This is a genomic window from Labedella populi (assembly GCF_004078655.1).
GTDB classification, from domain to species: Bacteria; Actinomycetota; Actinomycetes; order Actinomycetales; family Microbacteriaceae; genus Labedella; species Labedella populi.
Window position 1 is genome coordinate 117,467 of the sequence record NZ_RZNC01000002.1, and the last position, 19,435, is coordinate 136,901.

Annotated in this window: 22 protein-coding genes; 19 read left to right on the forward strand and 3 right to left on the reverse strand. The window is 68.5% G+C overall.

The annotated features are described in order from the left end of the window. The 9 genes from ELQ92_RS06210 to rplQ all read left to right on the forward strand — a co-directional run bounded on the left by ELQ92_RS06210 (window position 1) and on the right by rplQ (window position 6,514). Complete coding sequence (locus ELQ92_RS06210; protein ID WP_128498147.1) at window positions 1–1,602, forward strand: PTS mannitol transporter subunit IIBC; 1,602 nt, start codon at window positions 1–3, stop codon at window positions 1,600–1,602. Then, complete coding sequence (locus tag ELQ92_RS06215; RefSeq protein ID WP_128498148.1) at window positions 1,599–2,039, forward strand: PTS mannitol transporter subunit IIA; 441 nt, start codon at window positions 1,599–1,601, stop codon at window positions 2,037–2,039. The genes ELQ92_RS06210 and ELQ92_RS06215 overlap by 4 nt, the downstream gene beginning before the upstream one ends. Next, entirely contained in the window at window positions 2,036–3,169 is a 1,134-nt protein-coding gene (locus ELQ92_RS06220; RefSeq protein WP_128498149.1) for a mannitol-1-phosphate 5-dehydrogenase, read from the forward strand. The genes ELQ92_RS06215 and ELQ92_RS06220 overlap by 4 nt, the downstream gene beginning before the upstream one ends. Window positions 3,170–3,407: 238 nt before the next feature. Next, window positions 3,408–3,629: a translation initiation factor IF-1 gene (gene infA, locus ELQ92_RS06225; protein ID WP_106561966.1), complete on the forward strand. Its 222-nt coding sequence runs from the start codon at window positions 3,408–3,410 to the stop codon at window positions 3,627–3,629. 65 nt (window positions 3,630–3,694) lie between these two features. Continuing rightward, the gene (gene rpmJ / locus ELQ92_RS06230) at window positions 3,695–3,808 is read left to right on the forward strand and encodes a 50S ribosomal protein L36 (RefSeq protein ID WP_018191946.1); all 114 of its coding nucleotides are present in this window, start codon (window positions 3,695–3,697) and stop codon (window positions 3,806–3,808) included. A 182-nt stretch (window positions 3,809–3,990) separates the two neighbouring features. After that, window positions 3,991–4,365 (forward strand): 30S ribosomal protein S13, encoded by a 375-nt coding sequence (gene rpsM / locus ELQ92_RS06235; protein ID WP_128495430.1) that lies wholly within the window; start codon window positions 3,991–3,993, stop codon window positions 4,363–4,365. 34 nt (window positions 4,366–4,399) lie between these two features. Next, complete coding sequence (gene rpsK, locus ELQ92_RS06240) at window positions 4,400–4,798, forward strand: 30S ribosomal protein S11 (RefSeq protein ID WP_128495429.1); 399 nt, start codon at window positions 4,400–4,402, stop codon at window positions 4,796–4,798. Window positions 4,799–4,917: 119 nt separating this feature from the next. Continuing rightward, window positions 4,918–5,907: a DNA-directed RNA polymerase subunit alpha gene (locus ELQ92_RS06245; protein ID WP_128495428.1), complete on the forward strand. Its 990-nt coding sequence runs from the start codon at window positions 4,918–4,920 to the stop codon at window positions 5,905–5,907. Window positions 5,908–5,947: 40 nt separating this feature from the next. Further along, window positions 5,948–6,514, forward strand: coding sequence for a 50S ribosomal protein L17 (rplQ, locus tag ELQ92_RS06250; RefSeq protein WP_128498150.1), 567 nt, complete (start codon window positions 5,948–5,950; stop codon window positions 6,512–6,514). A 112-nt stretch (window positions 6,515–6,626) separates the two neighbouring features. Here the strand turns inward: rplQ and mdoH are convergent, their stop codons facing one another. Together mdoH and ELQ92_RS06260 are read right to left on the reverse strand one after the other, a co-directional pair. Beyond that, window positions 6,627–8,663: a glucans biosynthesis glucosyltransferase MdoH gene (gene mdoH, locus ELQ92_RS06255; protein ID WP_128498151.1), complete on the reverse strand. Its 2,037-nt coding sequence runs from the start codon at window positions 8,661–8,663 to the stop codon at window positions 6,627–6,629. After that, complete coding sequence (locus ELQ92_RS06260; RefSeq protein ID WP_128498152.1) at window positions 8,660–9,151, reverse strand: hypothetical protein; 492 nt, start codon at window positions 9,149–9,151, stop codon at window positions 8,660–8,662. Before ELQ92_RS06260 ends, mdoH begins: the two co-directional genes overlap by 4 nt. Before the next feature lie 191 nt (window positions 9,152–9,342). Here ELQ92_RS06260 and ELQ92_RS16705 point away from each other — a divergent pair, with 191 nt between their 5' ends. From ELQ92_RS16705 to ELQ92_RS06285, 6 genes are all read left to right on the forward strand, one after another. Further along, window positions 9,343–9,465: a hypothetical protein gene (locus ELQ92_RS16705; protein WP_279432155.1), complete on the forward strand. Its 123-nt coding sequence runs from the start codon at window positions 9,343–9,345 to the stop codon at window positions 9,463–9,465. A gap of 10 nt (window positions 9,466–9,475) precedes the next feature. Then, complete coding sequence (locus tag ELQ92_RS06265) at window positions 9,476–10,384, forward strand: tRNA pseudouridine synthase A (protein WP_128498153.1); 909 nt, start codon at window positions 9,476–9,478, stop codon at window positions 10,382–10,384. Between the two features lie 133 nt (window positions 10,385–10,517). After that, complete coding sequence (rplM, locus tag ELQ92_RS06270) at window positions 10,518–10,964, forward strand: 50S ribosomal protein L13 (protein ID WP_128495423.1); 447 nt, start codon at window positions 10,518–10,520, stop codon at window positions 10,962–10,964. A gap of 32 nt (window positions 10,965–10,996) precedes the next feature. Further along, window positions 10,997–11,482: a 30S ribosomal protein S9 gene (rpsI, locus tag ELQ92_RS06275; protein WP_128498154.1), complete on the forward strand. Its 486-nt coding sequence runs from the start codon at window positions 10,997–10,999 to the stop codon at window positions 11,480–11,482. Window positions 11,483–11,505: 23 nt separating this feature from the next. Further along, on the forward strand, window positions 11,506–12,870 hold the full coding sequence (glmM, locus tag ELQ92_RS06280; RefSeq protein WP_128498155.1) for a phosphoglucosamine mutase: 1,365 nt from the start codon (window positions 11,506–11,508) through the stop codon (window positions 12,868–12,870). 137 nt (window positions 12,871–13,007) lie between these two features. Then, a complete protein-coding gene (locus tag ELQ92_RS06285) occupies window positions 13,008–14,582 on the forward strand; it encodes a serine hydrolase (protein WP_128498156.1) in 1,575 nt (524 codons plus the stop codon). A 26-nt stretch (window positions 14,583–14,608) separates the two neighbouring features. On the opposite strand, the gene coaA is transcribed toward ELQ92_RS06285, so the two are convergent. After that, the gene (gene coaA / locus ELQ92_RS06290; RefSeq protein ID WP_128498157.1) at window positions 14,609–15,556 is read right to left on the reverse strand and encodes a type I pantothenate kinase; all 948 of its coding nucleotides are present in this window, start codon (window positions 15,554–15,556) and stop codon (window positions 14,609–14,611) included. A gap of 33 nt (window positions 15,557–15,589) precedes the next feature. Here coaA and glmS point away from each other — a divergent pair, with 33 nt between their 5' ends. Genes glmS through tsaE form a run of 4 tightly spaced genes read left to right on the forward strand, consistent with a single transcriptional unit; the run spans window position 15,590 to window position 19,433 of the window. Continuing rightward, window positions 15,590–17,440 carry a glutamine--fructose-6-phosphate transaminase (isomerizing) gene (glmS, locus tag ELQ92_RS06295; protein ID WP_128498158.1) on the forward strand — a complete coding sequence of 617 codons (1,851 nt, stop codon included), beginning with the start codon at window positions 15,590–15,592 and terminating at the stop codon, window positions 17,438–17,440. 24 nt (window positions 17,441–17,464) lie between these two features. After that, on the forward strand, window positions 17,465–17,827 hold the full coding sequence (locus ELQ92_RS06300; RefSeq protein ID WP_128498159.1) for a holo-ACP synthase: 363 nt from the start codon (window positions 17,465–17,467) through the stop codon (window positions 17,825–17,827). Then, window positions 17,824–18,939, forward strand: a complete 1,116-nt coding sequence (gene alr / locus ELQ92_RS06305; protein ID WP_128498160.1) for an alanine racemase — start codon at window positions 17,824–17,826, stop codon at window positions 18,937–18,939. Before ELQ92_RS06300 ends, alr begins: the two co-directional genes overlap by 4 nt. Continuing rightward, window positions 18,936–19,433: a tRNA (adenosine(37)-N6)-threonylcarbamoyltransferase complex ATPase subunit type 1 TsaE gene (gene tsaE / locus ELQ92_RS06310; RefSeq protein WP_128498161.1), complete on the forward strand. Its 498-nt coding sequence runs from the start codon at window positions 18,936–18,938 to the stop codon at window positions 19,431–19,433. Before alr ends, tsaE begins: the two co-directional genes overlap by 4 nt. The last annotated feature ends 2 nt before the right edge of the window (window positions 19,434–19,435 follow it).

Consider the following 19,435-nt stretch of genomic DNA (forward strand, 5'->3'; position numbering starts at 1 on the left):
ATGACAACGACGTCCACCACGTCGAAGCCGGCCGGCGCTCGCGTCGCCGTCCAGCGCTTCGGCACGTTCCTCTCCGGGATGGTGATGCCGAACATCGCGGCATTCATCGCCTGGGGCCTCATCACCGCGTTCTTCATCGCGACCGGCTGGTTGCCGAACGGCATCCTCGGCGGTTTCGGCAACGCGGACCTCATCGGCTGGCAGGGCGCCGCGACGGCTCTCGCTCAGACGGAGGACGGTACGACCTTCCCCCAGTACGTGGGACTCGTCAGCCCGATGATCACCTACCTCCTCCCGCTGCTCATCGCGAACACCGGTGGACGCATGATCTACGGTGAGCGTGGTGGTGTGGTCGCCTCGATCGCGACGGTCGGCGTCATCGTCGGCTCGACCATCCCGATGTTCATCGGTGCCATGATCATGGGCCCGCTCGCCGCGTGGCTCATGAAGAAGGTGGACTCGATCTGGGACGGCAAGATCAAGGCCGGTTTCGAGATGCTCGTGAACAACTTCTCGGCCGGAATCCTCGGCGCCCTCCTCGCGATCGCCGGCTTCTTCGGCATCGCACCGGTCGTCCAGGCGCTGAGCAACGCGCTCGAGACCGCGGTCGACTGGCTCGTTGGTCTCGGACTGCTCCCGCTCGTCAGCATCCTCGTCGAGCCGGGTAAGATCCTGTTCCTCAACAACGCCATCAACCACGGTGTCTTCACGCCGCTCGGAACGCAGCAGGCGCAGGAGACCGGTAAGTCGATCCTCTTCATCATCGAATCGAACCCCGGCCCCGGCCTCGGCATCCTGCTCGCCTTCTCGATCTTCGGCATCGGGATGGCCCGCGCGAGCGCTCCCGGCGCGATCATCATCCACTTCTTCGGCGGCATCCACGAGATCTACTTCCCGTACGTGCTCATGAAGCCGATGCTCGTCCTCGCCGTCATCGCCGGCGGTGCGACGGGTGTCGCGACGAACGCGCTCTTCCAGAGCGGCCTGCGCGCTCCGGCCTCCCCAGGCAGCATCTTCGCGATCCTCCTCCAGACGGCGAACGACAGCTTCATCGGCGTCATCCTGTCGGTCATCCTGTCGGCAGCGGTGTCGTTCCTCGTCGCAGCGGTCATCCTCCGTTCGAGCCGGAAGCGTGACCTCGAGGCAGAGAACGCGGGAGACCTGAACGACGCGATCGCGAAGACCAACGCCAACAAGGGCAAGGAGAGCACCGTCCTCGGCGGTCTCGCCGGCGGCGCCGCCGGTGCTGCCGCGGGGGCGTCGGCATCGACGGGCTCGGCGGCCACGGCGACGGCGACGGTGACCGACGTGCACAACATCGTCTTCGCGTGCGACGCGGGCATGGGGTCGAGCGCCATGGGTGCATCGGTCCTCCGCAACAAGCTCAAGAAGGCCGGCGTCGAGGGCGTCACCGTCACCAACCAGGCCATCGCCAACCTCACGGGCGACGCGGACCTCGTCATCACGCACAAGGACCTCACGGACCGCGCGCGGGAGAAGTCGCCGAACTCGCAGCACGTCTCGGTCGACAACTTCATGAACTCGCCGAAGTACGACGAGGTCGTCGAGCAGGTCCAGCACCAGGGACGGTCGGCCGAATGAGCGACGACATCCTGACCCGCGCGAACGTCGTGGCGGAGGGCTCCGCCACGACGAAGGACGAGGCGATCCGGGAGGCGGGCGCCTTGCTCGTCTCCTCGGGGGCCGTCGACGCGAGCTACGTCGACGCCATGCTCGAGCGCGAGAAGAGCGTGTCCACCTACATGGGCAATCTGCTCGCGATCCCGCACGGCACGAACGAGTCGAAGGACGCCATCAAGACGTCGGCGCTCTCGTTCGTCCGTTATCCGGCACCGATCGACTGGGACGGCGAGGAGGTGCGCTTCGCCGTCGGCATCGCCGGCGTCGGGGACGAGCACCTCGGCATCCTGTCGAAGATCGCGATCGTCTTCTCGGACGAGGACGAGGTCGCGAAGCTCGTGAACGCCACGGACGCGGACGAGTTGTACGCGCTCCTCGAGGAGGTCAACGCAGAATGAAGGCCGTTCACTTCGGCGCCGGCAACATCGGACGCGGTTTCATCGGGCTCCTTCTCCACGAGGCCGGCTACGAGGTCGTCTTCGCCGATGTGAACGCCGACCTCATCGAGGCGATCTCGGCCGCCGACTCCTACGACGTCCATGAAGTGGGGGCCGGCGGCCGCACCAAGACCGTCACGGGGTTCCGTGCGATCAACAGCGCGAGGGACGAGGAGTCCCTCGTGCGGGAGATCGCGACAGCCGACGTCGTGACGACGGCGGTGGGACCGAACGTCCTCCGCTTCGTGGCTCCCGTGATCGCGACGGGTCTGGCCGCCCGTGAGGGCGGTCGGCCCCGCCTCGCCGTGATGGCGTGCGAGAACGCGATCTCCGCGACGGACATCCTCGCGGGGGAGATCCGATCGGCGGCCGGCGACGCGGTCGCCGTCGACGAGCGAGCGGTGTTCGCCAACACGGCGGTCGACCGCATCGTCCCCGGGCAGGACCCGGCGGCCGGCATCGACGTCACCGTGGAGACCTTCTGCGAGTGGGTCATCGAGGCGACGCCGTTCGGGGGAGAGCGTCCGGACATCCCGGGAGCGCACTTCGTCGACGCCCTCGGCCCGTACATCGAGCGGAAGCTCTTCACGGTCAACACGGGGCATGCGACGGCCGCGTACGCGGGGTTCGTCGCGGGTCACGAGCGCATCGCCGAGGCGTTCGCCGATCCCGAGGTGCGCGGCCTCGTCGAGCGGGTCCTCCGCGAGACGTCGGCACTGCTCGTCGCGAAGCACGAACTCGACCCGGCCGAGCAGGACGCGTACCGTGAAAAGATCCTCGCGCGCTTCGCGAACGACGCCCTCCCCGACACAGTCGTCCGCGTCGGGAGGCAGCCGCTGCGGAAGCTCTCGCGCGAGGAGCGGTTCATCGGTCCGGCGGCCCAGCTCGCCGAGCGGGGGATGCTCACCGACGACCTCGTCGAGGCGGTCGGAGCCGCGCTCCGATTCGACGTGGCCGAGGATCCGGAGAGCGTGGAGCTGCAGCAGCTGCTCCGGGACCTCGATCCCGCGGCGTTCGTCGAGCGCGTGACGGGCCTCCCGGCCGACCACCCGCTCACGCCGCACGTCGTGGCGGTCGTCGCGTCGCACTGAGCTCCGACGGCCCCTCCGGACACGGCCCGGTCCCCTCGACCACGAGGGGACCGGGCCGTCGGCCGTCCGGGGGCCGGACCCGCGCCCCGAGTGGCGGAATCGCGCCCGATAGCATAAGATATCCCTTTGGTGCCTTGTGCCATCGTCCGGCCCATCAGTCGACGAGCTGCACGGCACCGACCATCACCCGCACGACCAGTGCGGACCTACCCCCAGCGACAGTAACGACAGTGAGGCTATGGCCAAGAAAGACGGTGTCATCGAGATCGAAGGCTCGGTGGTCGAAGCGCTGCCCAACGCGATGTTCCGCGTGGAGCTGACGAACGGCCACAAGGTCCTCGCCCACATCTCGGGGAAGATGCGACAGCACTACATCCGCATCCTCCCGGAGGACCGCGTGATCGTGGAGCTCACGCCCTACGACCTCACCCGTGGTCGAATCGTCTATCGCTACAAGTAAGTCCGCGCTGTAAGTAACGGCCGGGATCTCTCCCGGTACGAGGACAGCGAGAACGAGGAAACACGATGAAGGTCAACCCCAGCGTCAAGCGCATCTGCGACAAGTGCAAGGTCATCCGTCGCAACGGACGCGTCATGGTCATCTGCGAGAACCCGCGTCACAAGCAGCGCCAGGGCTGAGCCCCGGAGCCGCGTGATCGCCAGATCCGTTCGGGCCACGCACACTCACAATTGAACACCGGAAACAGCGATTCCCGATCCCGTTCCATCGGCCAGCAGGCCGGGGAGCGGGGGACACCCAGGGTCGGAGGCCCTGGCACCGGAATCGCTCCACACCTCCACACACTCCTAGGAGAGCCACAATGGCACGTCTCGCCGGCGTAGACATTCCCCGCGACAAGCGCGTGGAAGTCGCACTGACGTACATCTACGGAGTCGGACGCACGAGGGCCCTCAAGACCCTCGCCGACACCGGAATCAGCGGAGACATCCGCGTGAAGGACCTCACCGACGACCAGTTGGTCGCCCTCCGCGATTACATCGAGGGCAACTACAAGGTTGAGGGTGACCTGCGCCGCGAGGTGCAGGCCGACATCCGCCGCAAGGTCGAGATCGGTTCGTACCAGGGCATCCGCCACCGCCGTGGCCTCCCCGTGCACGGTCAGCGCACCAAGACGAACGCTCGTACCCGTAAGGGCCCGAAGCGCACCGTCGCCGGCAAGAAGAAGGCGCGCTAACCAGCGCCCGCCACCAGGATTCCAGGGAGTAGACATGGCAACACCGAAGACGGCAGCTCGTAAGCCGCGCAAGAAGGAAAAGAAGAACATCGCCGTGGGCCAGGCCCACATCAAGTCGACGTTCAACAACACGATCGTCTCGATCACCGACCCGTCCGGCGCGGTCATCGCCTGGGCCTCGGGTGGAGACGTCGGATTCAAGGGTTCGCGCAAGTCGACCCCGTTCGCCGCCGGCCTCGCGGCCGAGTCGGCCGCCCGCAAGGCGCAGGAGAACGGCATGAAGAAGGTCGACGTCTTCGTCAAGGGACCGGGATCGGGTCGCGAGACCGCGATCCGTTCGCTGCAGTCGGCCGGCCTCGAGGTCGGTTCGATCAACGACGTCACGCCTCAGGCGCACAACGGGTGCCGCCCGCCCAAGCGCCGCCGCGTCTGAGTCCACCCGCGTTCCGGGCCCGCCGATCCGTCGGCGGGCCCGCTGCACGGCCGAAGACAACTCAATACCTCACCAACGCAAGCGTCATATAGCGGACGCTTGGCCGAAAGGAATCAACAGTGCTCATCGCACAGCGCCCTACGCTCTCCGAGGAGAACATCTCCGAGTTCCGTAGCCGGTTCATCATCGAGCCGCTCGAGCCCGGCTTCGGATACACGCTCGGCAACTCCCTCCGCCGGACCCTGCTCTCGTCGATTCCCGGCGCAGCGGTCACGAGCATCCGTATCGACGGCGTCCTCCACGAGTTCAGCACGATCCCCGGTGTGAAGGAAGACGTCACCGAGATCATCCTGAACATCAAGGGACTCGTCGTCTCGAGCGAGCACGACGAGCCCATCACGGCGTACCTGCGAAAGACGGGTGACGGTGCCGTGACGGCCGCCGACATCTCGGCGCCCGCCGGTGTGGAGATCCACAACCCGGACCTCGTCATCGCGACGCTCAACGACAAGGCGAAGTTCGAGCTCGAGCTCACGATCGAGCGTGGCCGTGGCTACGTGTCGGCGACGCAGAACCGCAACGAGTTCTCCGAGGCCGGCCAGATCCCGATCGACTCGATCTACTCGCCCGTGCTCAAGGTCACCTACCGCGTCGAGGCGACGCGTGCCGGTGAGCGCACCGACTTCGACCGTCTCGTGGTCGACGTCGAGACGAAGCAGGCGATCACGCCGCGTGACGCGATCGCGTCGGCCGGCAAGACGCTCGTCGAGCTGTTCGGTCTCGCTCGTGAGCTCAACACCGCTGCAGAGGGCATCGAGATCGGCCCGGCGCCGGTCGACGCCGTGCTCTCGAGCGAGCTCTCGATCCCGATCGAAGACCTCGACCTCTCGGTCCGCTCGTACAACTGCCTCAAGCGTGAGGGCATCAACACGGTGTCCGAGCTCGTGGCGCTGTCCGAGAACCAGCTCATGAACATCCGCAACTTCGGTCAGAAGTCGGTGGACGAGGTGCGCGACAAGCTCACCGAGATGGGCCTCTCCCTCAAGGACTCGGTCCCTGGTTTCGACGGAGCCCACTTCTACTCGGGCTTCGAAGAAGAGACCAACTAGGTCCCGCCGGCTTTCCCACTGACACAGGAGTAATACACCAATGCCTACGCCAACCAAGGGTCCCCGTCTCGGAGGCGGTCCCGCCCACGAGCGCCTCATGCTCGCGAACCTCGCGGCCGCCCTCTTCACGCACAAGCGCATCACGACGACGGAGACGAAGGCCAAGCGCCTCCGCCCCGTCGCCGAGCGTCTGATCACGTTCGCGAAGCGCGGCGACCTGCATGCCCGTCGTCGTGTCCTCGGCACCATCGGTGACAAGTCGGTCGTGCACGAGCTGTTCACGCAGATCGCGCCTCTCGTCGCCGAGCGTGAGGGCGGCTACACCCGCATCACGAAGATCGGCTTCCGAAAGGGCGACAACGCCCCGATGGCCGTGATCGAGCTCGTCCTCGAGCCCGTCACGCCGAAGGTCAAGCGTTCGAAGAACACCGCGGCGCCTGCTGCTGCGGCGCCGGTCGAGGAGACCGCGGCCGTCGAGCCCGACGAGGTCGAGGAGACCGAGTCGGTCGAGGAGCCCACGGTCTCCGACGAGACCGCGACCGCGACCGCCGAGTCGACCGAGGCCGAGGAATCGGCTGAGGCCGCATCGGAGTCCGACTCGAAGTAGTCGAACCGTTCATGACGAAGGCCCCCGGAGCATTGCTCCGGGGGCCTTCGTCGTGAACGACGGACGAACGGTCGGTGCCGACGTGGAGACGGTCGGCGCCGCGAGATGCGGGTCAGTGGTGGACGGGCGCCGGGGTGCCGTGGGAGGCGCGGTCGAGGCGGACGGGCAGCCGACGGTACGTCGCGAGGAAATCGGGGGACGCGAGCGCGAGTGCTCGATCGCGGGGGTCGATACTGGCCCACGCGCCCTCTCGCACGAGCCGCGCCACACGCTCGGGAACCGGGGCCGGACGGGTCGCCGCGGTCTCGAGCACTGCGAGATGGACGGAATGGGCACGTCCGTCCGTCAGAACGCGCCGCAGCCCGTCGACGACGAGGGGAGCCTGAGCTCCGGCGAGTTCGTCCGCGCGAGTGACCACGCGGGGCGGTGCGACCTCCTCGGGGACGCGGACGAGCCGACCCAGGAGGGACGACGGTGCGTCGGTTCCGGACGACCACGCGGTCAGGAGAGGTGCCGCGAGCAATGAGGCGATCATCGCGGCGAGCCAGAACGCGGATCCCGGAACGAGGAGCGCCGTGGCGAGGAGCGCGAGACCCAGCACAACATGCGGTGCGTGGACGCGCAGGAGGGCGATGCGGCTCGGCCGTCCGCCGTCTCGGCGTTGCACTCCCCACGTCACCGTCGCGCCACTCAGGATGCCGACAAGTGAGGTCGTCTGCATGACCATCGTGACCGGAGCCATCGCGGCCGAGACCACGATCTCGACGAGGCCGCTGAGGAGCACGGCACCTCCGCCCCCGAGTGCCCGTCGCGTGTCGCGGTCGCGCAGGATCACGATGATCCCGAGAGCGCGGGGTGCGAACACGAGTGCCGACGAAGCGGCGAACACGATGATCGCCGCGAGGGGGTCGACTGCGCGATGCCCGGCGCTCGTCGAGTCGATCAGGGCGGAGACTACCCCGGCGAGGATGAAGAGCAGCCAGACGGGTGACATGAGGTAGGACGCCGCCCCCATGAAGAGGTGGAGCCTGCTCAGGGGGTGGAGCCCGGCCGTGGTCAGAAGTCGCAGATGCTGCAGGTTGCCGGCGGCCCACCGACGATCACGCTGGGCGTAGTCGAGGAGGGTCGGTGGCAGGCGCTCGTAGCTTCCGGCGAGTTCCGGGAGCATCCAGACCTCATAACCCGCCCGACGCATCAGGGCGGCCTCGACGAAGTCGTGGCTCAGGATCTCGCCCGAGAACGGTCCGGTGCCGCTGAGGACGGGGAGCCCGCAGTATCGGGCGAAAGCGGCTGTGCGGATGATGGCGTTGTGTCCCCAGTAGTTGGAGTCGCCGCGTTGCCATGCGGACATCCCCGCCGTCACGACCGTGCCGTACGCGAACCCCGCGAATTGTTGGAGTCGGGCGAAGCGGGTCGACCCGTCGATGGACGTCGGCGGCGCCTGGAGGATACCGACGCCCCGGTTCAACTCCATGATCCGCGTCATCATGATGATGGTGTCGGCCTCCATGAGACTGTCGGCGTCGAGGACGATGAAGTACTCGTAGCCGGCTCCCCAGCGGCGGCAGAACTCCGCGAGATTCCCGGCCTTCTTGCCGGTGTTGTCCGTGCGGCGACGGTAGAAGACCTGGCAGACGGAGGCCAGATGGCCGCGCAGTTCCGTCCAGGCGATCTCCTCGGCGACCTGGATGTCGGGATCGACGGTGTCGCTCAGGATGAAGAAGTCGATGAGCTCGGGATGCCGACTGCGGCCGATCGACTCACCGATGGCTCTGATATTGGCGAAGACGGCATGCGGATCCTCGTTCCGCATGGGGACGACGAGAGCGACGCGACTCGTGATCGCTTGCGTATCCGCCGCACCGACCGGTCCGCGCAGCCCCGAGACGGGACCATGCGCGACGAGCCGTCGATATCCGACGACCGCCGTCCAGAACGCGAAGGCGATCCACGCGAAGCAGACACCGAAGAGCATCAGCTGCGCGAACTCCGCGGCGTTCAGGCCGCCGGGCACGAGCGCCCACCACGCCCCCGATGTCCCGGCGAGAGTCGTGATCGCCGTCCCGGTGAGCACGATGGCGCGCGCTGCGCCCGAGGGCGCGTCGGGGTGCTGGAAGGCGATCGCGGTGGTCGCGTGTCGACCGCTCATCGTGTCGGGACCCAGCTGACCCGCCGGATCGTCGGTTCCGCCCGCCGCCGTCGCGGACCCGCCAGGTCTTGCGCCGGCATGGGGAGGGGACGCTCGACGGGCACGACCGACGAGGAACCGGCGGCGAGGGCGGCGCGGTGCGCTGCCGGCAGCGAATCCGGTTCGGTGAAGAGTGTGTCCGCACTCCACATCGCGGCGCCGCTGATGACGAAGGCGGTTCGCGCCTCCTCGATCGTCACGTCGCGATGGAACCCGTGATGGGATCGATGGACGGACGTGACCCAGTCGCTCAGATGAGCCGCCGCGTCCTCGACGGACATCGCACCGCGCTCTCGGCGGAGGCGGACGATGACCTCGTCCACGCGGTCGGCGGGGTAGCCGAGGCCGCGGACGAAGTCCTCGAGGTGGAGACGGGACGCCTCGAACCCGGTGGCGGAGGACGCGTCCCCCGCGCCGGAGACGCGCGCGTCCGTGGTGTGTCGGATCATGTGGTTCCCCCTGGTACCTGACGATGACGAGTCCTCCGCGCGCCGTCGAGCGGTGCCGGACACGGCCGGCTTGAAAAGCGTAGTAATCCTCATGTTTTGGCGGATAGGGCTGTGGATAACTCGGCTGTGGACGACGGGTGGGGGCGTCGTGGACGACGGACGAGACGACCGCGGTGTCCTAGGCTCGAGACATGCCCGCCGCCGTACCCGTGTCTGAGCGCATCGGTGCGCCGACGACGCGCTCCGTCCCCGTCCACGCCGGAATCGGCTCCACCGCGGCGACGCCATCACTCGCATTCGTCGCCGACCGGTGAGGGCGGCGGAATGACGGCAGGGGAGGGCGACGCGTCGCTCACGCGTTATCGGCTCGACATCGCCTACGACGGCTCGAGGTTCTCCGGCTGGTCGAGGCAGCCGGGACTCCGCACCGTCCAGGGCGTGCTCGAAGCGGCGATCGACCAGTCGTTCGGGGGCTTCGGGACGGCGTCGAGCCTTGTCGTCGCCGGGCGCACCGACGCCGGCGTCCACGCCGTCGGTCAGGTGGCGCACCTCGATCTCGACGTCGATCGCTCGCGACGGCTCGGACGCAATCGTGGGGCGACGACGGACCCCGGTTCGGCCCTCGGGCGACGCATCAACGGGATCCTCGGTCCGTACTCCGATGTCGTGGTCTCGCGCGCCTCGCTCGCGCCCGCGGGGTTCGACGCCCGCTTCGGTGCGTTGTGGCGGCGGTACGAGTACCGCGTGGCGGACTACGTCACCGGGCGGAACCCGCTCGAGCGGGCCTTCACGGCGTGGGTCCCCGCGACGCTCGATCTCGACGCCATGCGGGAAGCCGCGGCCGCGCTGCTCGGTCTCCACGATTTCGGGGCCTATTGCAAGCCGAGAGAGGGGGCGACGACGATCCGCACCCTGCTCGATTTCGACTGGCACCGAGACGACGACGGTGTGCTGAAGGCGCGAGTGAGGGCCGATGCGTTCTGTCACAGCATGGTGAGGTCGATCGTCGGCGCCTGCATCGCCGTCGGCGGAGGGCGCATGACGATCTCCGAGGTCATGCGGCTCCGTGACGACGCCGCGCGGGTCGGACGGTTCGCGGTCATGCCGGCACGGGGGCTCACATTCGTGGAGGTCGCCTACCCGCCGGACGACCAGCTCGCCGCTCGCGCCGAGCTCACGCGGGCGCGCCGCACGCTGGAGCGCGAGCTTGCCGATGAGGACGGCATCGACTAGAGTTGACCCTTGGTGTGCGTCCATCTGAGACGCTCACTCGAAGTTGAGCCCTCCACCTGCGGCGTTCTCGTCGAGAACTCCCAACGGAGCGGGATTCACGATCGACCAACTCCGATAAGAAAGCAGCACTACTGTGACGCGCACATTCACCCCCAAGCCCGCGGAGATCCAGCGCGACTGGGTCGTCATCGACGCCGAGGACATCGTCCTCGGCCGTCTCGCGAGCCACGCCGCCACCCTCCTGCGCGGCAAGCACAAGCCGATCTTCGCCCCCCACGTCGACACGGGTGACTTCGTCATCATCGTGAACGCCGACAAGGTCGCCCTCACGGGCTCGAAGGCCCTCCAGAAGAAGGCCTACCGCCACTCGGGCTACCCGGGCGGCCTCAGCTCCGTCACGTACGCAGAGCTCCTCGAGAAGAACCCCGTCCGCGCCGTCGAGAAGGCGATCCGTGGCATGCTCCCGAAGAACTCGATCGGTCGCGCCCAGCTCCGCAAGCTGAAGGTGTACACCGGCAGCGAGCACCCCCACGCTGCGCAGCAGCCCAAGACGTACACCCTCGGCCAGGTCGCGCAGTAAGCGCCGCCGAAAACGACAAAGGATTCCACACCGTGGCTCAGATCATCGATTCCCTCGACCAGACCCCCGACAGCTTCTCGACCGAGACGCCCGCGAGCGAGAACACGGCGGCCCCGCGCCCCGTCCTCAACGTCCCCGGCGCGGCCGTCGGCCGTCGCAAGCAGGCGATCGCCCGCGTGCGCATCGTCCCCGGTTCGGGCACCGCGACCGTCAACGGCCGCGAGCTCGCCGAGTACTTCCCGAACAAGCTTCACCAGCAGCTCATCAACGACCCGTTCAAGGTCCTCGACCTCCTGGGCAGCTACGACGTCATCGCGCGCATCTCGGGTGGTGGCCCCTCCGGTCAGGCCGGAGCGCTTCGCCTCGCGATCGCCCGTGCGCTCAACGAGATCGACCGTGAGAACAACCGCCCGACGCTCAAGGCTGCCGGCTTCCTGACGCGCGACGCGCGCGTGATCGAGCGCAAGAAGGCGGGTCTCAAGAAGGCCCGTAAGGCCTCGCAGTTCTCGAAGCGCTAAAGCGCGAGAGCGGACCACAACTCGTGGCACGTCTGTTCGGTACGGACGGCGTCCGCGGCCTGGCGAACACCGACCTCACCGCCGATCTGGCGTTGGGTCTCGCCCAGGCCACGGCCGTCGTCCTCGGCAAGGGACGCAGTGCTGAAGCCCGACGGGCCGCCGGTAGGCGGCCCGTCGCGGTTCTCGCCCGCGACCCCCGCATCTCCGGCGAGTTCCTCTCCGCGGCAGTCGCCGCAGGACTCGCGAGCTCCGGTGTCGACGTCCTCGACGCCGGTGTTCTACCGACGCCGGCAGCCGCGTTCCTGATCCAGGACATCGGTGCTGACTTCGGCGTCATGATCTCGGCATCGCACAACCCCGCGCCCGACAACGGCATCAAGATCTTCGCGCGAGGCGGTACCAAGCTCCCCGACGTCGTCGAGGAGCGCATCGAGTCGTACCTCGAGCGCGACATCCTCATGCCCACGGGAGGCGACGTCGGTCGCATCCGTCGGTTCGCCGACGCGGAGGACCGGTACGTCGTCCACTTGCTCGGCAGCCTCGAGAAGCAGCGCCTCGACGGGATACACGTCGTGCTCGATTGCGCGAACGGTGCGGCATCCGGGGTCTCGCCGGAGACCTTCCGCGACGCCGGTGCCCAGGTCACCGTCATCGGCAACGAGCCGGACGGCATGAACATCAACGAGGGTGTCGGCTCGACGCACCTCGACCTGCTGGCGCGGACGGTCGTCGAACTCGGCGCCGACGTCGGCATCGCCCACGACGGCGACGCCGATCGATGCCTCGCGGTCGACGCATCGGGTCGGGTCATCGACGGCGACCAGATCATGGCGATCCTCGCGGTGTCCATGAAGCGCCGAGGTGTGCTCGCCTCCGACACGCTCGTCGCGACGGTCATGAGCAACCTCGGACTCAAGATCGCGATGGCCGAGAACGGCATCTCCATGGTCGAGACGCGCGTCGGCGATCGCTATGTTCTCGGCGCGATGAGCGACGGCGGTTTCTCCCTCGGCGGGGAGCAGTCCGGTCACGTCGTCATGAGCCGCTACGCCACCACGGGCGATGGCATCCTCACGGGGCTGCACGTGCTCGCCGAGATGGCGCGGACGGGCCGCTCCCTCGCCGACCTCGCGTCGGTCATGACCGTGTACCCGCAGATCCTCGTCAACGTCAGCGGGGTCGACCGATCGGCGCTCGAGTCCGACGAGGTCCTCGCCGACGCCGTGCGTGGTGTCGAGGCCGAGCTGGGCGGCACCGGCCGCGTGCTCCTCCGGCCGAGCGGCACCGAGCCGCTCGTGCGTGTGATGGTGGAGGCTGCGGACCAGGCCACGGCGGATCGGCACGCCCACGCTCTCGCCGACATCGTCCGGACACGACTGGCCGTCTGAGCCCAGGTCGCTCCGGTGGGGCGGTCGGCCCGCGGCCGCATCGTCGGGTGGTGGACGCCGTCCGGGTATATTCCTCTCATGCCCTCGTTCGAGGCGGGGGTCCATCGGTATGAGGGAGCCCCGTGGAACATCGTCGTGTGAGAGCCGCCATCGCAGCCGTCGCTGCCGCCGTCATCCTGAGCGGCCTCGTGCCGATGGACGGGCCCGCGGTCGCGTCGGGCGTCTCAGCGCTGAGTGCCGACGTCCGGAGCGCCGGGACCGTCGACCCGACGGAGGCGCCGGAGCCGACGGATCCGGCCGTCCCGACGGACCCGCAGGCTCCGACGGATCCGGCCGTCCCGACGGAGACGCCTGGGCCCTCCGAGCCGCCCCGTCCCGAGGAGACGCCGGAGCCGTCGGTGACCCCGGCCCCGGAGGACCCGTCGTCACCCGTTCCGGGAGGCGAGAAGCCGTCGGAGCCGTCCGACGTCGGACCGGCCCAGGTGCCCCCGGGAACCCAAGCGGTCGAGTTCCAGGCGCCCAAGCCGGTTCTCCAGGGGACGTTCCGGGACGGCTCGACGGTGCAGGTGTCGGCCGGGTACTGGACGCCGACGCCGACGACCGTCTCCTTCCAATGGTTCGCGGACGGCAAGGCCATCGCGAAGGCGACATCGCGCGCGCTCAAGATCGGAGCGAATCTCGTCGGGAAGCGGTTGAGCGCGAAGGTCACGGGAACACGAGAGGGCTACACCTCGAAGACGACGACCACCGATCAGTCGAAGTACGTCATGCGTGGGGTCACCGACGAGGCGCTCCTCCTCTCGAAGCTCAAGACGCGGCTTTCGGAGCACGGTGAAAAGTACACGATCGCGGTGCGCGAGCTCAACGGCGCGCAGCGGAGCGTTTCCGTGTACGGCGGGTCGGAGCGCGAGCCGGCGAGCACGAGCAAGCTCTTCATCGCCTACGCGGCGCTCGACAACATCGACACCGGCCGCTTGAGCTTCAGCACGAGATTGTCATCGGGGACGTCCGTCCGCGATTGCCTCCGCGCCCTCATCGAGGTGTCGGACAACTACTGCGCGCGTGACCTGCTCGCCCACATCGGTCGTACCAAACTCAACACGAAGCTCGCGAACGAGGGGTACCCCGGCACCGAGTTCCGCAGCTCGACGAACTCCTCGGGCTGGAACAAGACCTCGACGGCCAACGACCTGGCCCTGCTCCTGTCGCGACTCGAGCGCGGGCAGCTGCTGAGCAGAGCGAACACCTCGTACCTGACCGGTCTCATGAAGCAGCAGGTGTGGCGCACGCGGCTCGCGTCCGGACTGCCCGCGGGTGTGGACTCGGCATCGAAGCCCGGCGAGCTGTGGCTCTCCTCCGGAATGGTGCAGCTCGACGTGGGAATCGTCTACGGACCGAAGAGCACCTATGTCCTCACCGTCATGGGGCAGCGGAACGCGACGAAGACGGCGATCAAGGAGATCTCGAAGACCGTCTTCCTCCACCTGCAGGGGTACCCGTCGTCGACGCCGACGGTGACCTATCCGGCCGCGCAGATGAAGACGAGCTCGCGGACGGCGATCAAGTCCTCACCCGGTGGGACGACGACCGCGATGATCGCGGCCGGCGCAAAGGTCGAGGTCATCAACAGTCAGCGCGCGTGGTACTACGTGAAGGTGAACGGGCGCACCGGGTGGATCCCGTTCACCAACCTGAGGAGCCGCTGGGGCTGAGCCGCCGCGCGGAGCGTCCTCCTCCCTCAGATCTTCCGGAGGAGGACCTTCCGCACCGTGTGATCGGAGTCCTTCACGAGCACGAGTTTCGCCCGGGCGCGCGTCGGCCGGATGTTCTCGACGAGGTTCGGCTCGTTGACGGTGGTCCAGAAGTAGCGCGCCCGCTCGCGCGCTTGCTCGTCGTCGAGGTCGGAGAAGACCTGGAAGTACGAATGGGGATTCGTGAACGCGCCGCGCTTCAGCGCCATGAAGCGCTCCTCGAACCATGACGCGATGTCGGTGGTCCGCGCGTCGACGTAGATGCTGAAGTCGAAGAGGTCCGACACGCTCATCTGACCCGTCAGGGGCGGCTGGAGCACGTTGAGTCCCTCGACGATCAGGACGTCGGGCCGCCGGACGACGACGCTCGCGGTCGGCATGATGTCGTAGACGAGGTGGGAGTAGAAGGGCGCGCGCACCTCGGCGGCGCCGCTCTTGACCTCCGTGACGAAGCGCAGGAGCGCGCGCCGGTCGTAGGACTCCGGGAATCCCTTCCGGCTCATGATCCCGCGCCGCTCGAGTTCCGCGTTGGGGTAGAGGAAGCCATCCGTCGTCACGAGTTCGACATGCGGCGTGTCCGGCCAGCGCGACATGAGCTCGCGGAGCAGCCGCGACACGGTGGACTTGCCCACGGCGACAGAACCGGCGACCCCGATGACGAAGGGTGTCCGGACGTTGTCCTCACCGAGGAACGCCGTCCGCTCGTCGTGGAGCCGCTTCGCCGACCGAGCGTAGAGGCTGAGGAGCCTGCTGAGCGGAAGGTAGACCTCGGCCACCTCGCGCATGTCGAGTCGATCGCCGATGCCGCGGAGCTGCACGATCTCGGCGTCGGTGAGGGGTGACACGGCGCCGGGAGCGAGGCGGGCCCAGTCGGCGCGATCGATCTCGTCGAAAGGGGTCGTCTGGGAGTGGGTGGCGGCGCTCGCGTCGGGCATGCAACCGAATCTACTGCGGGTAGGGTGGAGAGCATGTGTGGAATCGTGGGTTACGTCGGTCCGCTCGACAGCATCGATGTGCTCATGGGCGGTCTCGGGCGTCTTGAATACCGGGGCTACGACTCCGCCGGCGTCGCGGTCATCGACGGGCAGGGTGCGCTGCACACGCGCAAACGCGCGGGCAAGCTCGCCGTCCTGAGCGGAGATCTCGCCGCCGGCAACCTTCCTGAGAGTCACACCGGTATCGGGCACACCCGGTGGGCGACGCACGGCGGACCGACCGATGCGAACGCGCACCCCCACCTCGGCGACGACGGCCGACTCGCTCTCATCCACAACGGCATCATCGAGAACTTCGCGGCCATCAAGGCTGAGCTCGTCGAACAGGGCGAGACGTTCCGCAGCGAGACGGACACGGAGGTTGCCGCGGTGCTCCTCGGTCGCGAGTACCGGGCGACGGGCGACCTGCGCGCAGCGTTCCGACGGGTCGTCGGCCGTTTCGAGGGCGCCTTCACGCTCCTCGCCGTCCACCAGGACGAGCCGGGCCTCGTCGTCGGCGCGCGCCGCAACTCCCCGCTCGTCATCGGTCTCGGCGACGGCGAGAACTTCCTCGGTTCGGACGTCGCCGCATTCGTCGAGCACACGCGACGCGCCCTCGCCATCGGGCAGGACCAGATGGTCGCGATCACGCCCTCGGCCGTCGAGATCACCGACTTCTCGGGCACGCCCGTCGAGGCGGAGCCCTTCGAGGTCAGCTGGGACGCGTCCGCCGCCGAGAAGGGCGGCTGGTCGAGCTTCATGGCGAAGGAGATCAGCGAGGAGCCCGAGGCCGTCGCGAAGACCATCCTCGGCCGCGTCGACGACCGCGGCACGGTGACGATCCCCGAGCTCGACGGCCTCGACGAACTGTTCCTCGACATCGACCGCATCGTCGTGATCGCGTGTGGCACGGCGTCCTACGCGGGAGCGGTCGGCAAGTACGCGATCGAGAAGTGGGCGAAGGTGCCCGTCGACGTCGAGTTGAGTCACGAGTTCCGGTACCGCGAGCCGGTCATCACGCCACGGACGCTCGTCATCTCCATCAGCCAGTCCGGCGAGACCATGGACACGCTCATGGCCGTGAAGTTCGCCCGTGAGTCGGGAGCGCGCACCGTCTCCATCTGCAACACGCAAGGGGCGACGATCCCGCGGGAGTCCGACGCCGTCGTCTACACGCACGCGGGCCCTGAGGTCGCCGTCGCATCGACGAAGGCCTTCGTCGCGCAGATCACCGCGCTGTACCTGCTCGCGCTGCACGTCGCCCGTGTCCGTGGCGCGCTCAGCGCCGAGGTCATCGCCGAGCAGGCCGCCGAACTGCAGGCGATCCCGGACAAGATCGCCGCTGTGCTGGAGAACAACGACACGATCGAGCAGCTCGCCCACTGGATGGCCGACACCCGCGCCGTGCTCTTCCTCGGTCGCCACGTCGGCTTCCCGATCGCGATGGAGGGTGCTCTGAAGCTCAAAGAGCTCGCGTACATCCACGCGGAGGGCTTCGCCGCCGGTGAGCTCAAGCACGGCCCGATCGCGCTCATCGAGCCGGGCCAGCCCGTCTTCGTCGTCGTCCCGAGCCCTCGCGGTGCGCAGACGATCCACTCCAAGGTCGTCTCGAACATCGAGGAGATCCGTGCGCGCGGAGCCCGCATCATCGCGATCGCGGAGGAAGGCGACGTCGCCGTTCTGCCCTCGGCCGACGAGGTCATCCGGATCCCGCTCGCGGGGCCGCTCTTCGAGCCGCTTTTGAGCGTCGTCCCGCTGCAGGTGTTCGCAATGGCCCTCGCGTCGGCGAAGGGGCTCGACGTCGACCAGCCGCGCAACCTCGCCAAGTCCGTGACGGTCGAGTAGCCGTTCCCTGGCGGAGGTGTCCCCGTGATCGTCGGAATCGGAGTGGATGTCGTGGACCTCGCGCGCTTCGAGCGCGCGGTCGCACGCACTCCGCGGTTGCGTGATCGCTTGTTCGCCCAGAGCGAACGGAGCCTTCCGCTCCGCTCGCTCGCGGCGCGGTTCGCGGCGAAGGAGGCGCTCATGAAGGCGCTCGGCTCGGCCGAGGGTCTCGTGTGGATCGACATCGCGGTCGTCCCGGGCACGGGCGGGGCGCCGTCGTTCGCCCTCTCGGGCTCGACGGCGCGCGTCGTCGCCGAACGCGGCATCGACGCGCTGCACCTCTCGATGACGCACGATGCGGGAATCGCCGTCGCCTACGTCGTCGCGGAGTCGAGGGGAGCATCATGAGCGGTTTCCGCGAGGCCGTCGTCGATCTCGACGTGGTCGCGTCCAACGTCGCCGCGCTCCGCGCACGCGCGGGAGGTCCGCGCGTCATCGGCGTCGTCAAGGCCGACGGGTACGGTCACGGCGCCGTCCCGGTCGCCCGTGCCGCGCTACGGGGCGGTGCCGAGATGCTCGGAACGGCCGACATCTCGGAGGCGCTCGAACTGCGCGCCGCGGGGATCGCGGCCCCCGTGCTCAGCTGGCTGCACGACCCGGACGCGGACTTCCGAGCCGCTCTCGACGCGGACGTCCGACTCGGCGTGTCGAGCACTCGCGAGCTCGAGCGCGTCGCGGCGGTCGCAGATCCCGGTCGTCCCGCGCTCGTGCATGTGAAGTTCGACACAGGACTCAGCCGGAACGGTGTCGCGCGGTCCGAGTGGGTCGAGGTCGTCGACGCCCTCGTCGTCGCCGTCGAGGCGGGAGTCGTCGTGCTCGACGGGTGCTTCACGCACCTCTCGAACACGTCGGACGCTGACGACCGGGCGGCGGTCGAGTTCTTCGACGAGGCGCTTGCGCTCGTCCGGTCGCGCGGGCTGAGCCCCCGGATGGTGCACGCCGCGGCGACAGCGGCCGCTGTGGCGGTGCCCGAGTCCCGCTTCGACACGATCCGACTCGGGATCGGGATGTACGGCTTCTCCCCGGTGCCGGGGGTCACCCCCGGCGACCTCGGGATCCGACCCGCGATGCGGCTCGTCTCGCGGGTCGCCGCACTCAAGACCGTCGACGCCGGATCGGGCGTGTCGTACGGCTACCAGTACCGCACCCACGACCGGTCGAGGCTCGCCCTCGTGCCGCTCGGTTACGCCGACGGGATCCCGCGTCAGGCCTCGTCGCTCGGCGAGGTCTCGATCCGCGGTGTCCGCCACCGAGTGGCCGGTCGGATCGCCATGGACCAGTTCGTCGTCGACGTGGGGGAGGCGCCCGTCGAGGTCGGTGACGAGGTCGTGGTCTTCGGCGACCCTGCGACGGGCGTGCCGTCGGCAACGGAGTGGGCGGAGCACGCGGCCACGATCGACTACGACATCGTCACGCGCATCGGCCGGCGGGTGCGGCGCACGTACACGGGGGAACGATGATCGACCCCGCTCGCCACGTCGTCGCGACGTCCGAGGACATGCACGCGCTCGGGGTCGAGTTCGGATCGCGTCTCTCGGCAGGAGACGTCGTCGTCCTCACGGGGCCGCTCGGCGCGGGCAAGACGACGCTGACCCGAGGCATCGGGGAGGGGCTGGGCGTGCGGGGCCCCGTCCAGTCTCCGACGTTCGTGATCGCGCGTACCCACCCGAGCCTCGTCGGTGGTCCTCCACTCGTCCATGTCGATGCGTACCGGCTCGGGGACGCCCGGGAGTTCGACGACCTCGATCTCGACCTGGAACGGTCGGTCGTCGTCGTCGAGTGGGGGCGAGCGGTCGTGGCCACCGTCGTCGCGGAGTGGATCGACATCGAGATCACGCGACCGACCGGGGGATCCGGTTCCGCGGAGCCGGGGGACGTCCGCGACGAGGACGAGGTCCGGGACGAGCCGCGCGTGGTCGTCGTGAGCGGCGGCTCGTCGGTTCCACGCGGGTAGGC